Annotated in this window: 11 protein-coding genes; 9 read left to right on the top strand and 2 right to left on the bottom strand. The window is 68.3% G+C overall.

Features of this window, described 5'->3' with window-relative positions; all coding sequences use genetic code 11:
• The first annotated feature begins 270 nt into the window (after nt 1-270).
• The 5 genes from M0R89_RS21625 to glmM all read left to right on the top strand — a co-directional run bounded on the left by M0R89_RS21625 (nt 271) and on the right by glmM (nt 7,709).
• Nucleotides 271-1,599, top strand: coding sequence for a hypothetical protein (locus tag M0R89_RS21625; protein ID WP_248652826.1), 1,329 nt, complete (start codon nt 271-273; stop codon nt 1,597-1,599).
• Nucleotides 1,600-2,038: 439 nt separating this feature from the next.
• Nucleotides 2,039-3,919, top strand: a complete 1,881-nt coding sequence (locus M0R89_RS21620; RefSeq protein WP_248652825.1) for a helix-turn-helix transcriptional regulator — start codon at nt 2,039-2,041, stop codon at nt 3,917-3,919.
• A gap of 605 nt (nt 3,920-4,524) precedes the next feature.
• Nucleotides 4,525-5,193, top strand: a complete 669-nt coding sequence (locus M0R89_RS21615) for a DUF7344 domain-containing protein (protein ID WP_248652824.1) — start codon at nt 4,525-4,527, stop codon at nt 5,191-5,193.
• A 677-nt stretch (nt 5,194-5,870) separates the two neighbouring features.
• Complete coding sequence (locus tag M0R89_RS21610; RefSeq protein ID WP_248652823.1) at nt 5,871-6,239, top strand: hypothetical protein; 369 nt, start codon at nt 5,871-5,873, stop codon at nt 6,237-6,239.
• Between the two features lie 111 nt (nt 6,240-6,350).
• Nucleotides 6,351-7,709: a phosphoglucosamine mutase gene (gene glmM, locus M0R89_RS21605; RefSeq protein ID WP_248652822.1), complete on the top strand. Its 1,359-nt coding sequence runs from the start codon at nt 6,351-6,353 to the stop codon at nt 7,707-7,709.
• A 34-nt stretch (nt 7,710-7,743) separates the two neighbouring features.
• Here the strand turns inward: glmM and M0R89_RS21600 are convergent, their stop codons facing one another.
• A complete protein-coding gene (locus tag M0R89_RS21600; RefSeq protein ID WP_248652821.1) occupies nt 7,744-8,055 on the bottom strand; it encodes a hypothetical protein in 312 nt (103 codons plus the stop codon).
• 138 nt (nt 8,056-8,193) lie between these two features.
• On the opposite strand from M0R89_RS21600, the gene M0R89_RS21595 reads away from it, so the two are divergent.
• Nucleotides 8,194-9,438, top strand: a complete 1,245-nt coding sequence (locus tag M0R89_RS21595) for a sulfatase (RefSeq protein WP_248652820.1) — start codon at nt 8,194-8,196, stop codon at nt 9,436-9,438.
• Between the two features lie 5 nt (nt 9,439-9,443).
• Here the strand turns inward: M0R89_RS21595 and M0R89_RS21590 are convergent, their stop codons facing one another.
• Entirely contained in the window at nt 9,444-9,785 is a 342-nt protein-coding gene (locus M0R89_RS21590) for a HalOD1 output domain-containing protein (RefSeq protein ID WP_248652819.1), read from the bottom strand.
• A 236-nt stretch (nt 9,786-10,021) separates the two neighbouring features.
• Here M0R89_RS21590 and glmU point away from each other — a divergent pair, with 236 nt between their 5' ends.
• The 3 genes from glmU (at nt 10,022) to M0R89_RS21575 (ending at nt 14,350) form a co-directional block, all read left to right on the top strand.
• The gene (gene glmU / locus M0R89_RS21585) at nt 10,022-11,203 is read left to right on the top strand and encodes a bifunctional sugar-1-phosphate nucleotidylyltransferase/acetyltransferase (RefSeq protein WP_248652818.1); all 1,182 of its coding nucleotides are present in this window, start codon (nt 10,022-10,024) and stop codon (nt 11,201-11,203) included.
• A 100-nt stretch (nt 11,204-11,303) separates the two neighbouring features.
• A complete protein-coding gene (locus M0R89_RS21580; protein ID WP_248652817.1) occupies nt 11,304-13,562 on the top strand; it encodes a lipopolysaccharide biosynthesis protein in 2,259 nt (752 codons plus the stop codon).
• A gap of 155 nt (nt 13,563-13,717) precedes the next feature.
• Nucleotides 13,718-14,350 carry a class I SAM-dependent methyltransferase gene (locus M0R89_RS21575; protein WP_438267696.1) on the top strand — a complete coding sequence of 211 codons (633 nt, stop codon included), beginning with the start codon at nt 13,718-13,720 and terminating at the stop codon, nt 14,348-14,350.
• The last annotated feature ends 19 nt before the right edge of the window (nt 14,351-14,369 follow it).

Genomic DNA, 14,369 nt, shown 5'->3' with positions numbered 1-14,369 from the left:
TCGAATTAGGGTTCTGAGACGAACTGACCAATGAGTCTGTCCGGGGAGGCTATTCGGAGAACAAATGACTTCTCTCCGAAGAGCCGGGCTATCTAATTAAATTGCTAGGTTGAACTGTTTGGTTAGGCTGTTCAGTTATATTTCTCAGTTAGGTTTTGGAGTTAGGCTAATGGGGTGGTCTCTTCGGTCCGGTCAGCGATCGAGGACGCCCGGAAGTCACTACGTTTCCGGACGGTTTTTGAAGTTCGCTTCCAACGTGTCGGACATTAAATGGTCTCCGACTCCACCTCCCTCAGCAGACGACGACTCCTCGGCGGCCTCGCCGGAGTCGCCGGCGGCACCACCGTCGCCGTCGGTGCGACTGTGCCGACTGCCCTCCCCGACGCGCTGACCGACTGGGCGACGAAGGCGTACCCGACGCCGCCCGAGGTGAACGAGCAGTGGCGACCGACCGTGACCGAGGACCACGCCAGCGAAGTGGTCGCGCTCCTCGAAGACACCGTCTCGGAAGGCCAGCGACTCTGGAAGCGAATCGAGACCGACGACGACTTCCTCGGCGCCGGCGGCTGGTTGGAAAACGCCCGGAAGGCGCTCCGAAACGGAAACTACCACGAGGCGCTCTCCGACGCGACGTACGGGATACAGTTCGCCGGCGAAGACCTCGGGTTCGCTCGCGCGAAACTCGGACGGGTCGAACTCCCGTCGCTCGCCGACCGCGCCGGGCGCCTCCTCGACCGCTGTCGGCGCGTCGCCGACGACCTGAAGCCGTACCCGACCGCCGACCCCGGCCGCGACTTGGCGTGGTACTACCGAATCGAGCGCGAACTCGTCTCCGCCCGACTGAACTTCGATTGGGGCGAACTGGACGCGGCCCAGGACGGTATGGACGACGAGAACGGTCCCGATAGCTCGAAGTTCGACGCCCGGACCGTCGGGTCCATCACTTCCCAGATCCTGCAGGGGAAATGCCATCTCCGGAACGCCGAGCGGTACCGCGACCTCCTCGCGGAGACGGTGAGCGACTCCGCCACGCGCTACGCCGACCACCTCCGGGGCGTCGCCGAGGAGTTCGACGCGGGCATCGACTCGTTCCCGACGCGCGATGAGATCCGGTCGCAGTTCCTCGACGAAGACGACGACGAGAGATACGGGCCGTACGAGTTCGCTCGCTCGCGCCTCGCGCGGTGGTGTTTCGACTGGGACTTCCGGTTCGGTTCGGGGGAGGGCGAAGACCTGCTCGTTTATCGCGCGGTCCAACTGTCGAAAGGACTCGCACAGCGACGCGCCCACGACTTCGCGGTGGAACACCTCGCGGTCGAGCGCGGAGACACCGGGTTCGACTCGGGCCGCGCGCTCGCCGAGAAGCGCCGTGCGCGCTCGGTCTACCGGTCGGTGGTCGGGTCGAACCCGCCGCCGTTGCTCACGCGACAGGTCCGCCGGGCGGTCGAAGACCTCCAAGTCGCCAAAGTCGGGTTCGGCGGGAGCTATCAGCGACCGCGCTGGCGCGAGCGACTGGAGGCGTACCTCTACGCGCTGGTCGGTCGCGCGAAACTCCGGGAGTATCCGGCTCTGTTCGATAGAATAGTCGGCGCGACCTGACCGAATTCGGCCCGGCGATAATCTTAATTATATAAAATTTCTTATAAGTGGCCGTCGGTCGCGAATTTTCCGGTGAGATTCCGGTGTCGTTGCCAAGTGTCGAACGTGACGTTGAGACCTTAGCAATCGGCTAATGTCCGGTTTTCGAGGGGACTATCTCGGGGGAGAGATTCGGACGTAGAAAATTGAACGTTTGTCCAAACGGGGGTCTCTGGCTCTCACGGCGGGTCGGCCGAATTTAGCGGGTGTCTAAACGGGTAATTTTCGTTATGAAAGCGAGAAGAGGTGCGTCTGACTCGCGCATGACGAGCAGTAAAACGAACTCGCCGAATCCATAAATTTTGAGAGGTATTAAATAAGGTGATATAGTTAGACGAATGTCTGATTTACTGGTCGTAAGCTATATACTTGTAGAATGGGTGTCTCACGACAACTAGCCATGAACAAGAAAATTACCCGGGGAGGAGTCGTCGGTGCGGTGCTACTCCTCCTCTCGGCGGGACTGCTCCCCCACGTCGCAGCGGCGAGCGGAACGGTCACCCACTCCCACCCGGCGAAGAAGACCGTCGCGAGAGACGCCGCGCCGATTTCCACGACGGCGTCGGTGCCTAACGTGACGAGCGTCGCGATTTCGGGAGACCAGTTCGCGTCAGTCGACGGAACGCCGTACGTCTGGCGGTCGAGCGTCCGGCGATTCGACGCTGACCTCGCTATCGACACCTCCGGAGCCTACACGCTCTGTCTCTCTACCGACTCCGGGGCGAACCGAACGGCGGCCGCCTGCGAGCGCTTCTCGGTGAACGCGACCGGCGACCCGTCGAACGCCACGGTCGTCGGCACGAACGCCAGCGTCGTCTCCGTCGCGCCGAACGGCACGTTCTCGGCCGACGCGACGCGGGCGACGCTCACTCTGCGGAACGCGACGACCAACGCGACTCTCGACACCGCCGTGGTCGGACTCGCCGAGAAGTCGGGAGATATCGACCGCGACGGCCTGACCAACCGGCGCGAACTCGCGGCCGGGACCGGCGTCGGAGCGACCGACACGGACGGCGACGGACTCGCCGACCCCGCCGAAATCGAGGGGGGAACCGACCCGACCGCCGCTGACAGCGACGGCGACGGCCTGAACGACGGCCCGGAGGTGGGGAACTACTCGACCGACCCGAACGGCGGCGACACCGACGGCGACGGAATCGGCGACCGGACGGAGGTCGCCGCGGGCACCGACCCGACGCTGGTTGACACCGACGGAGACAGACTTCCCGACGACGAAGAACGCGACCGCGACACCGACCCGACCGCCGTCGATACGGACGGCGACGGTCTCTCGGACTTCACGGAACTCGAAGCGGGCACCGATCCGCTCGCCACCGACACCGACACTGACGGCGTCCAAGACGACGCGGAGTTGCAGGGCGACATCGACCCGACCGACCCCGACTCCGACGACGACGGTCTCCTCGACGGCGAAGAACACGAGGTCGGGACTGACCCGACCGCGGCCGACAGCGACGGCGACGGCTTGAACGACCAGACCGAGGTCGAACGCTTCGGAACCGGCCCGCTCGATACCGACACCGACGGCGACTTCCTGAGCGACCAGACCGAGGTCAAACTGGGCGTCAGCCCCCATGACTCGCTGTCTCCGGCGTGGATAACCGGCGGCGTCCTCGGGTTCTGGGCGGGCGTCGGTCTCACGGTCTTCCTGACTCGGTGGGACTGGCCCTCGCTCGGGCCTCGCATCGCGCGCGCCGTGCCGAGTCGGTTCCAGCGCGGCGCGTCCGCGAAGTCGCGGAGTTCCCCCGGCGCGAACGTGAATCCCGCCGAGACTGCCACCAGCGCTGACGTGCCTGCGTCGAGGTCCGACGGGGTCGCGCCCCGCGACGCCTCGACGCTTCCTGCCGCGACCGGCGACGAAGCTGACGTCGGAGACCGGACCGACACCGCCGACAGCGGCGCCGCTGTGGGTCGGACTGGCGCTGACGCCCCGGCCGACGCCGCCGACCGAACCGCGGTCGAAGTCGCCGCCGCGGCCGAGGCGGAACTCGTCTCGGACGCGGAACTCGTCCGGCGCATGCTCCGGGCCGAGTCCGGCCGGATGCGCCAGAGCGAAATCGTGGAGGCGACCGGGTGGTCGAAGGCGAAGGTCAGCAGGCGACTCTCCGCGATGGACGACGACGGGGCAGTCACCAAGGTTCAGATCGGCCGCGAGAACCTCATCTGTCTTGACGGGGCGGTTCCGGACCCCGCCCTGCCCAGAGAGGTCCCGCCGTCCGGCGGCACGGGCGGGTTGACCGCGACTCCGACCGGGCAGTAACCAGTCGGCGTCGGGCGCTCTCGGCCGGAGTCGCCCTGCGCCCCCAGATGTCGCGAACGACTCCGCGCGCCCACGACTCGGACGGTCTGGCGCGTCTCCCACGGCAGGCGAGTCAGCCGACCCGACTCCCCGCGGTCGGATAGCGGCGCGACCGCTCGAACCCGCGCGAGACCCCTGCCACAGTAGCCGTTTCTGCGCTCGAACGCTCGCTTCGGCGGATTGACCACCCGTTTTGGTCGACTGACCCTCGGTTTCGACGGACCGACCGTCAGTTTCGGTCGTTTAGCTGTCTGTTTCACGGGTCCTGCTCACTGTTTCGAAGCGTCGGAACGGCCGTTTCGGGCGACGTGCGGCGGAGACTCCGCGCGCTCGTCCGCATCAGCGCCGAACGCGCCGACTCGCCGACCGTCGGCGACGCCGGTCCGGAGAGCGGACTACGAAATCCAAACTCGTCCGGCCCTCCGCCTACCGACCGTCGCTATTCCCGGTGTGAATCCGACGTAACAGCCGGAAATTGGCCGCAACAGCGCTCGAACTCTCGATAACAGTAGTAACGATGCTCCCGGTATTAACACCCGGACTGGTAATGCTGGCTTAGACCGCCCATGTCTGTAAGCAAGGAACCGGTCGAATCGATCGACACGACCGACGCCACGGCCGAAGCGACCGAGACCGACGACGAACTGACGCGAGACGACATCTTCCACCTGCTCCAGTGTCGCCGGCGTCGGCTCGTCCTCAAGTATCTGCAGGAACACGACACGCCGGTCAAGATGACCGACATCACCGAGAAGATAGCGGCCGTCGAACACGACACCACGGTCGCGGCGCTCAAATCCCAAGAGCGCCAGCGCGTCTACATCGCGCTCTACCAGTCCCATCTCCCGAAACTGGACGAGGAGGGCATCATCGAGTACCAGCAGAACCGGGGCATCGTGGAGCGCACCGACCGCACCGACGCCTTCGACCGCTACCTCGACGGGGAACCGTCGATGCGCGAGGACGACGCGCCCGAGCGCCGCGCGACCGACGCCGGCGGCGACGCTCTGGACCGGGACGACGAGGCCTCGGGCCGCGAGTGGTCGCCGCTCCACGTCGGCGGCGCGGGCTTCGGTCTCGCGCTGCTGGCCAGTCTCTTCGCGGCGCTCCCGAACGCGCCGGTCCCGAGCGGGGCGGGAATCGCCATCGCCGCGATGACCGTCGTCGCGCTGGTCGCGGCCAGCGTCCGGGGCGAGTTCGCCGGGGACGCGTTCGACCGGAACGACGACGAGTAACTCGCGGGGCCCGTCCGCGCCGGGTGTGCGCTCTTTTTTCGCTCTCTTTCTCTCTCTGTTCGTCTCCGTTTTCCGACGACCGCCGCCCGCCAACCGCCGACGGTCGTGGGTCGCGACCCTCGGTCGTCGTTTCGGAGTGGAGGGCATCTCCGGATGCATGGCGTCGACGCGCCGTGAACGTCGTTCTTCTCGCCGACTTCCGCGCTCCTTCCGCCACGCGTCTACCGGACGTGCGCGTATGACAAGTCATCCCCGACAAAAACGAGTCGCTTCACGACGAGGGACGGTCCTCCTCGGTGAAAAGTGAACTGCGCGGAAAACGGAGTCGGACGACACGGGTGACGCTTGCCGACGGACAGAAATCGCCCCGTCCGGGGCCACTCCCGCCGACCTCGGGGGTGCGCCCGGTGGCGGGGCGCAGGGTGTCCCGACGCCGTCCGCCGGCGAGTAGATGGTCCGGGATGCGTCCGCGCGTGTCGTCTCACCTCCTCGGGAGCGCTCGGTGGGAGACGCCCCGATTGGGACGAGGCCCGCCACCCACCTTCCTATGCGGGCGATAACTCCGGCTAAACGCCGGCTAACGCGCTCCGGTTCCCGCGACGCGGCCCCCGAGACCGCCGGTCCGCGCGGACTCGTAGCAGGTGTATAACGAAAGCCGCGGGCGACGAAGGTCCGGTATGGGGGACTCGAAACCGATACCCGAACTGGTCGCGGAGTCCGACGCGTTCCAGCGGTGCCCGGACTGCGGTCGCTACCTCGCGCGCACCGGGAACCATCGATGTGACACCGATAAACCGAGCCAGAACCCGCCGAACCGGGCCGAGCGCGACCGGCGCGCCCGCGCCGACACGCGCGGCGACGACACGCCGGTCGGCGTGTTCGGCCGGAGCGGAGCCAACACCTACGCCTACCACGACCTCACGAACGGGCAACCGCGGTGCGGGTGCCACCGCAACGCGGACGCCGACGAACTCGACGTGGTCACGCTCGGCCGGGCGAAAGAGCGTGGCCTCTCGCCGTGCGGGAACTGTCGGCGACTCCGGTGAAGTCGCGCGGCCGATTCGACCCGGCGGTCCGGCGGCCTGCCGGGCCGGTGACGCCCGCCCGACAGAATTATCGAGCGCATAGTCAGTGTCGTCGCCCGCGGCGGAGTTTCCATGTTCGGAACCAGCGGCATCCGCGGCGAAGTCGGCCAGAAAGTGACCGCGCAGTTGGCGTTCGACGTGGGTCGGGCCTTGGCGTCGGAGGGCCACGACCGGGTCGTCGTCGGCCGGGACGCCCGCGAGAGCGGCAAACTCCTCGCCGACGCGGTCAGCGCGGGCCTGCGTGACTGCGGGGCCGACGCGGTCCGGGCGGGGGTCGTCGCCACGCCGACGCTCGCTCGGAGCGTCTGGCAGGTCAACGGCGACGCCGGGGTCGAAGTGACCGCCAGCCACAACCCGCCGAAGGACAACGGTCTGAAGCTCTGGGACGTGACCTCGCGGGCGTTCGACCGGTCGAAGCGCGACGCCGTCGCCGACCGCGTGGCCGACGGGACGTTCGCGCCCCGGTCGTCCAGCGAGTTGGGCAGCGAAATCGCCGCGCCCGACTTGGCGGAGAACCACCGGGCCGCGCTCCGCGAGGCGACCGACCTCGACGCCGACCTCTCGGTGGTCGTGGACGCGGGCAACGGGCCGGGCGTCCTGACCGCCGACGCGCTCCGGGACCTCGGCTGTTCGGTCACGACGCTGAACGGCGAGCGCGACGGCAGACTCTCGGGTCGCCCGAGCGAACCGACTGCAGACCACTGTCGTGACCTCCGGGCCGTCGTCGCGGGAAGCGACGCCGACTTCGGGGTCGCTCACGACGGCGACGCCGACCGAACGATGGCCGTCACCGAAGACGGCGAGTTCGTCCCGGGCGACGTGCTGTTGGCGCTGTTCGGGCGGCGCTACGCCGAGGAGGGGACGCAGGTCGCCGCGCCGCTGAACACCAGCCTCGCGGTGGACGACGCGCTGGCGTCGGTCGGGGCCTCGCTGACCCGGACGAAGGTCGGCGACGGCTTCGTGGCCGAGCGACTGCGCGAGGAGGGCGTCGTCTTCGGCGGCGAACCCAGCGGCGCGTGGATATGGCCCGACGAGACGTTCTGCCCCGACGGCCCGCTGGCGGCCTGCCGACTCGCCCAACTCGTCGGCGAGGAGGGACCGCTCGGCGAACTCGTCGAGACGGTCGAGACCTACCCGACCGAGCGGACCAGCGTCCGGACCGACGACAAGCGCGCGAAGATGGAGGCCGCCGCCGACGCGCTCGCCGACGAGTACGACGACCTCGACACCCGCGACGGGGTCCGGGTCGAAGTCGAAGACGGTTGGTTCCTCGTCCGCGCGAGCGGAACTCAACCGCTGGTCCGCGTGACCGCCGAGGCCGAGACCGAGGCGCGCGCCGGCGAACTGTTCGACCGGGCGGTCGAACTGGTCGACGAGTCCTCAGTCGGCTCCGCCGGCGGGTCGCTGATGAGCAGTTGTAACGGCGTGTGACGCGGGACAGTAACGGTAGAAGAGCGCCGGCCGGTCAGTCGAGGTAGCCGAGCGACTGAAGTCGGTCTTCGACCTCGTCGCCGTCCACTCGGTCGTAGCCGTCGCCTGCCTCGGACTCGACCTGCGCCAGCACTTCTTCGAGGACGTAGGCAACGTATGCCTCGGGCGAGTCGAAGTCGGTCCGCGCGAGTCGCCGCTCGACCCGACTCACGAGGCGGTCGGGGACCGCGAGGCGTCGGGTGGGTTCGGGCGAAGGGCCGTCGACGGACTCGGGCGAAGACCCGTCGGCGGATTCGGAATCGGACTGTTCGGCGGATTTCGGGGGCGTCTGGTCGGTCGGTCCCATGTCCGAGCAACCGGCCGCGGCCCACAAAAGTCGGAGCCATCGTTGCGCCGAGTTCGCTCGGCCAGCGCAGGGCTTAGAGAGGGCGTAGACGGGTTTAGCGACGAGATAATAATCGCCCCGGTCCGCGTTGGATGGCTCATGTCCGACCAGCAAAGCGTCGTTCTGCTCACGATAGACAGCGTCCGAGCCGACCACTGCGGGTTCGCGGGCCACGACGGGAACCTCACCCCGAACCTCGACCGACTCGCGGCCGACGGACTGGTCTTCGAGAACGCCGTCGCCCCCGCCCCCGCGACGCACGGTTCGGCGACCACGTTCCTGACCGGCGAGTTCCCGGTCGAGCGCGAGGGCGCGACGGGTTCGGACCGCGCCTCGATGAAGGCCCACATCCGCGACCACCTGTCGGCCCGCGACACGGTGGCGCGCCGGTTCTCGCGCATGGGCTACGAGACCGCCGCCTTCACCGCGAACCCGTGGACCTCGCGGTACTTCGGCTTCGACAAGGGGTTCGATCACTTCGAGGACTTCATGGACGACGACGCCTCGGAGGGATTGCTGAAGGGCGGCGAGCAGACCAACCCGGTGTCGTCGCTGGCCGTGAAGGCCATCAACTGGTGGCAGGGACAGGACATGTTCATGTCGTGGGAGGCGTTCTACGACGACATCGTCGCGTGGACCGAGTCGGCCGACGACCCGTACTTCCTCTGGGTGTTTCTGGTGGACGCTCACCTGCCGTACCTCCCGCCGAAGGACTACCGGTCGCGTTCGCGGTTGGCGACTTACCCCGCCAACCTCTCGCTGTTCGCCGACCGGAACGGCGACGGCCTCACGCCGAGATTCCACGACGTGCTGACCGACGCCTACGAGGACACGATTCGCTACACCGACGAGTTCGTCGGTCGCGCGGCCCGCGAACTCGCCGACGACCCGATGCTGGTCGTCCACGGCGACCACGGCGAGGCGTTCGGGGACCACGGCATGTACGGCCACGGCCGGGACCTCTACGAGGAACTGGTGGACGTGCCGCTGGTCGTCGCCGGCGGTCCCGAGGGCCGGGTCGAGAAGCCCTTCTCGCTCCGGAACCTGCCCGACCTACTGCCCTCGCTCGCGCGCGGCGACGAGTACGAGGACGCGCTCGACACCCACGTCTTCTCGCACAATCGGATGCCGACGGTCGCGGTCCGCGGAGAGAACTGGAAGTACGTCTGGCGGCCCGGCGACGACGAACTCTACGACCTCGAACGCGGCGAGACGACCGAGTGCGACGACCCCGACCTCCGGGAACTCGGTTCGGAGTTGGTCGCCGACTGGCGGGAGGCCCGCGCCGAACGCGAGCGCATCGCGTCGGCCGCACGAGCGGTCGCCGACGGCGACGCGGTCTGACGAAGCTATCGAATCCGCGGTCGCTCGGCGCGCCGCTCCTCGTCGAGCGAGTCCAGCGCCTCCCGGAAGTCCCGGTCGGTGAAGCGGGTGCCGTCCACCGTAACGTCGCCGTCGCCGGTGACGACGACGGTGTGGGTTCCGGCCTCGAACGCGAGTCGCCACGCCTCGTTCTCCTGTCCGTCGAGCGCCTCCAGCACGCTCGGGTCGAGAACGTCGTACAGCGGCGGCGACTCCCACGGATGGACGTTCTCCTCCTCCGCCAGCGCCAAGCAGACCCGAGTGCCGAGCGACCCCGGAGCGCGCTCTTCGTCTACCGGCGGTTCGTGCGTCGTTGATTCGCTTCCCATTACCTGCCGAGTAGCACGGACGCGTGCATAATTATGCGTCTAGTAAGGTCTCTCGCGTCCGAACGCGGTCGATTCCCGGATTCCGAAATCGGGACGGTTGGTGCGGTCCCAGGGAGTTCGAGAGCGACCGGGATGAGACTCGCGGCGGCCGGCGGCGATTCGCGGCCGCTCTCGTCGCGTTCCGGCGGCTTAACCGCCGAATAGTAAACCCCCTCGTGGCGCAATCGAGGGGTAGAATGCAGGCAACCATCCTCGCCGCCGGGAAGGGTACGCGCATGCGGCCCCTGACCGACGACACCGCGAAACCGATGCTCCCGGTCGTCGACCGCCCGCTGGTCGCCCACGTCGCCGACGCCGCGATTCGGGCCGGAGCGGACGAACTCGTGGTGGTCGTCGGCTACGGGGCGCGACAGGTCCGGGACTACTTCGGCGCGGAGTACGCCGGGGTCCCCGTCACGTACGCCGAGCAGACCGACCAGACCGGCACCGCCGACGCGGTCCGGGCCGCGAGTCCGCACCTCGACGGCGAGTTCGCGGTGCTGAACGGCGACAACCTCTACGACCCCGAGAGCCTCGAAACCCTGTTCGAGTCGGGCCCCACGGTCGGCGCGTTCCGGGCCGACGACCCGTCGAACTACGGCGTCCTCACGACCGAGGGCGGGAGCGTCACCGACATCGCGGAGAAACCGGCCGACCCGCCGACCGACCTCGCCAACGCCGGCGCCTACGTCTTCCCCGCGGAGACGACCGATTGGCTCGGCGTCTCCCGGAGCGAGCGCGGCGAGTACGAACTGACGGACGTGCTGGACCGCGTGGTCGCGGAGTACGACGTGACGCCGGTCGAACTCGGCGACTGGCTCGACGTGGGCCGCCCGTGGGAGCTGCTCGAAGCCAACGAGCGGCGACTCGGCGACGTCTCGACCCGCGTTGAGGGCGATGTCAGCGAAGGGGCGACCCTCGACGGACCGGTCGCGGTCGAGGAGGGCGCGACCGTGAAGTCCGGCGTCGTGATAGAGGGTCCGGCTATCGTCCGGTCCGGCGCGACGGTCGGGCCGAACGCCTACGTCCGCGGTCGGACCGTCGTCGGCCCGGACGCTCACGTCGGTCACGCGGTCGAAATCAAGAACAGCGTCCTCCGCGAGGGCGCGACGGTCGGCCACCTGAGCTACGTCGGCGATAGCGTCCTCGGCAAGCGCGTCAACTTCGGTGCGGGAACCGTGACGGCGAACCTGCGACACGACGACGAGGCGGTGAAACTGACGGTCAAGGGTAAGCGCGTCTCGACCGGCCGCCGGAAGTTCGGCGCGGTCGCGGGCGACGACGCCCGGACCGGAATCGACACCAGCATCGACCCCGGCGTCCGCCTCTCGCCCGGCGCGACCACGCCGCCCGGAGCGGTGGTGGACCGGGACCGATAGTGGAGCGTCGCGACCGACCGCCTCGCCGGGCAGGCGTACCGCGACCTCGCCGCGGTGCTGACCGGCGAGGCCGACCCCGAAACCGACCGACGAGATTCACATGAGCGACGGCATCGCCCGCGGCTTCGCGTCCGTACTCGGCACGAAAATCGTCGTGTTAGCCGTCGGCATCTTCTCGTCACCGCTGTTGGCCAGACTCCTCGGCGAGGCCGCGTACGGCGACTACAGCTTCCTGCTGTCGGTGTTCTCCATCTTCATGATATTCGTCAGTTCGGGCGTGACCGACGGCGTCCAGAAGTTCCTCGGCGAGGAGCGCGCCGACTCGGCGTGGCACGAGCGCGTCGTCGGCTTCTACTTCCGACTCGCGGTCCTGCTCGGACTGCTCGGCGCGGGCGCGATGGCGTGGTTCGCCCGGTCGGCCCTGCTGGCGCGACTGGTCGAGGGCGGGGAGTTCCGGCGCTACTTCTACCTCCTGGGCGGCCTCGTCGTGGCCGCCCAGTTCCGGTCGTACGCCCGACGGACGCTGATGGGGTTCGGTCTCGAACCCTCCGCAGAACTCGTCCGGGTGACGAACCGCCTGACGTTCGTGGGGGCCGCGCTCGCGCTCGCTTCGCTCGGCTACGGCGTCGAGGGCGTGCTGGCGGGCCACATCGTCGGGAGTTCGGTGTCGGCGCTGCTGGGGTTCGGATTCGTCGCTCGGCAGGTGTCGATAGTCGAGTCGATGCGCCTCGCGCCGCGGTCGTTCCCCCGGCGCGAACTCCTGTCGTTCAACGGCATGAGCGTCGTACTGGTGGCGCTCCTGATGTCGCTCTACCACGTGGACGTGATGATGATTCGGGTGCTGGTGGACGGTCCGGCCACCGCGTTCTACAAGGTCGCGCTCGTCCTCGCGGAGTTCCTCTGGGTCGCGCCGATGGCGCTCCAGACGGTCCTACTCCACTCCACGTCGAAGCTCTGGTCGCAGGGCGACCGCGAGCGCATCAGCCACATGACCGCCAAGATAACGCGGTTCAGCCTGCTGTTCACCGCCCTGCTCGCGGTCGGCATCGGGTCGCTGGCCCCCGTCGCGGTGCCGATGCTCTGGCCCGACGAGTACGTCGCCTCGCTGACGCCCCTCTACCTGCTCTTGCCCGGCGCGGTCGGGTTCGCCGTCGCGCGGCCCATCCTCGCAGTCGGGCAGGCGAAGGGCGACCTCGGGCGACTCATCGCCGCCACGGGGGCCGCGGCGCTCGCCAACGTCGTCCTGAACTGGGTCCTCATCGGCCGCTACGGGATGCACGGCGCGGCCGTAGCGACCAGCGTGAGTTACGGTTCGATGTTCTTCCTCCACGTCTGGAGCGCCCGCGGCCTCGGCTTCGACCCGCTGGCCGACGCCCGCCTGCTTCGGGGCGGTGTCACGGTCACGGTGGGCGGCGCGCTGGTCGTCGCGCTCTCACGGGCCGTCGCCTCGCCGACCCTCGCGCTCGCCGTCGTCCCGGTCGGCGGCGCGGCCATCTTTGCCACCCTCGCGCTCGTGACCGGCGCGCTCGACCTCACGGAGGTGTTGCAGGTCGCGTCGTCGCTCCCGGTCGTGGGACCCCGGGCCGAGGCGCTCGAACATCGACTCAGATACTCCTCGGGCCGCGACGCGGTCGAGACGTTCCAGCGCGTCTTGCTGGTCGCGGGCGTGGTGCTGGTCGCCGTCGGCGTGAGTTCGGCGCTCACGGGGGTCCCCGTGCCGGTCGGCGACGACGGTGAGGGCGCGGACGTGCCCCTGACCACGCAGACGCCCGAACCCAACGCGGCGAGCGAGGCCGCGCCGACGACCGACGCGGCCGCGACGGAGACCACCGCCGCCGCGACGACACCCCCGGACTCCGCGACGCCGGTTCCGAACAGCACGACGACCGACGGGACGACGGTCAAGGATGCGACGACCACGACGACGGAGTCTAGGTCGGACGACCCCGGTGGGTCCGGCGACTCGGACGGTTCGGACGATTCCGACGGGTCGGACGCGACGACCGAGGAGACCACCGAAACGACGACCAGCGAGACGACCACCGGGGAAACCGCGACGACGACCGAGAATCCGACGCAGACCACGGAAACGACCACCGAAACGGCGACTACTACGACCATAACGACCACCGAGACGGCGACTACCACGACAGAAACCTCGACGACAGAAACGACGGCGTCGACCACCGAAACGACGACTGAGACGACTACTGCAACGACCACCCAGACGACGACCGAAACTGCCACCACCGCAACGACGACCGAGACGACTACGGCGACCGAAACTGCGACCACGACCGCAACGACCACCGAAACCGCGACGGAAACCGCAACCGCGACGACGGAGACCACGGCGTAGCGGGCAGTCGAAACGCCTCGATAATCCGTTTTCCTCCGAAAATGCGCGGATGCGTCCCAGATAGCGTCACTCGTCGCTCCGACCCGCGGCGAACGCGGCGACGCCGTCCGCCCGACTCCGCGTACTCTTTACTTGCTGACCTAGTAACGTCGCGCATGGAACCGGACGAACTGGAACCCGAGGACGGACGCCGGTACTGGGCCGACCGGTCGGAGGAGTTCTCGCCGTCGTACTACGCCGACATCGGGCAGAACGAAGTGAGCGAGACCCTCGCCGCGGTCCTCGACCACTACGTGTCGAGGGACGCCGCGATTCTCGAAGTCGGCTGTAGCTCCGGGCGGCACCTCGCGAACCTGCTGGACGAGGGGTACGAGAACCTCACCGGCATCGACATCAACGACGACTCGTTCGACGTGATGGCCGACCACTACCCCCGACTTGCCGAGACGGGGACGTTCCACGCCGGCGCAATCGAGGAGTTGGTCCCGGAGTTCCCCGACGACGCGTTCGACGTGGTCTACTCGGTCGAGACCCTTCAGCACGTCCCTCCGGAGAACGCCGGGGTGTTCGAGGAGTTGGCCCGCGTCAGCGCCGACCTGCTGATAACCGCCGAGAACGAGGGCAACAGCCCCGAGCGCGGACGCGAGGGCGCTGAAGTGAGTTGCGTCCACGGCGACTTCCCGCTCTACCACCGCAACTGGAAGCGGGAGTTCTCGGAGTTGAACGTCGCCCAACTCCTCTGCGAACCCGGCAAGCGCGACACGGTTCGAGTCTTTCGCGTCCTCTGAGGCGGACGGGGCGCGAGCG

The sequence above is a fragment of the Halorussus limi genome (genome assembly GCF_023238205.1).
GTDB classification, from domain to species: domain Archaea; phylum Halobacteriota; class Halobacteria; order Halobacteriales; family Haladaptataceae; genus Halorussus; species Halorussus limi.
The sequence above is the reverse complement of the archived record's forward strand: the minus strand, read 5'-3'. Positions and strand labels throughout refer to the sequence as shown.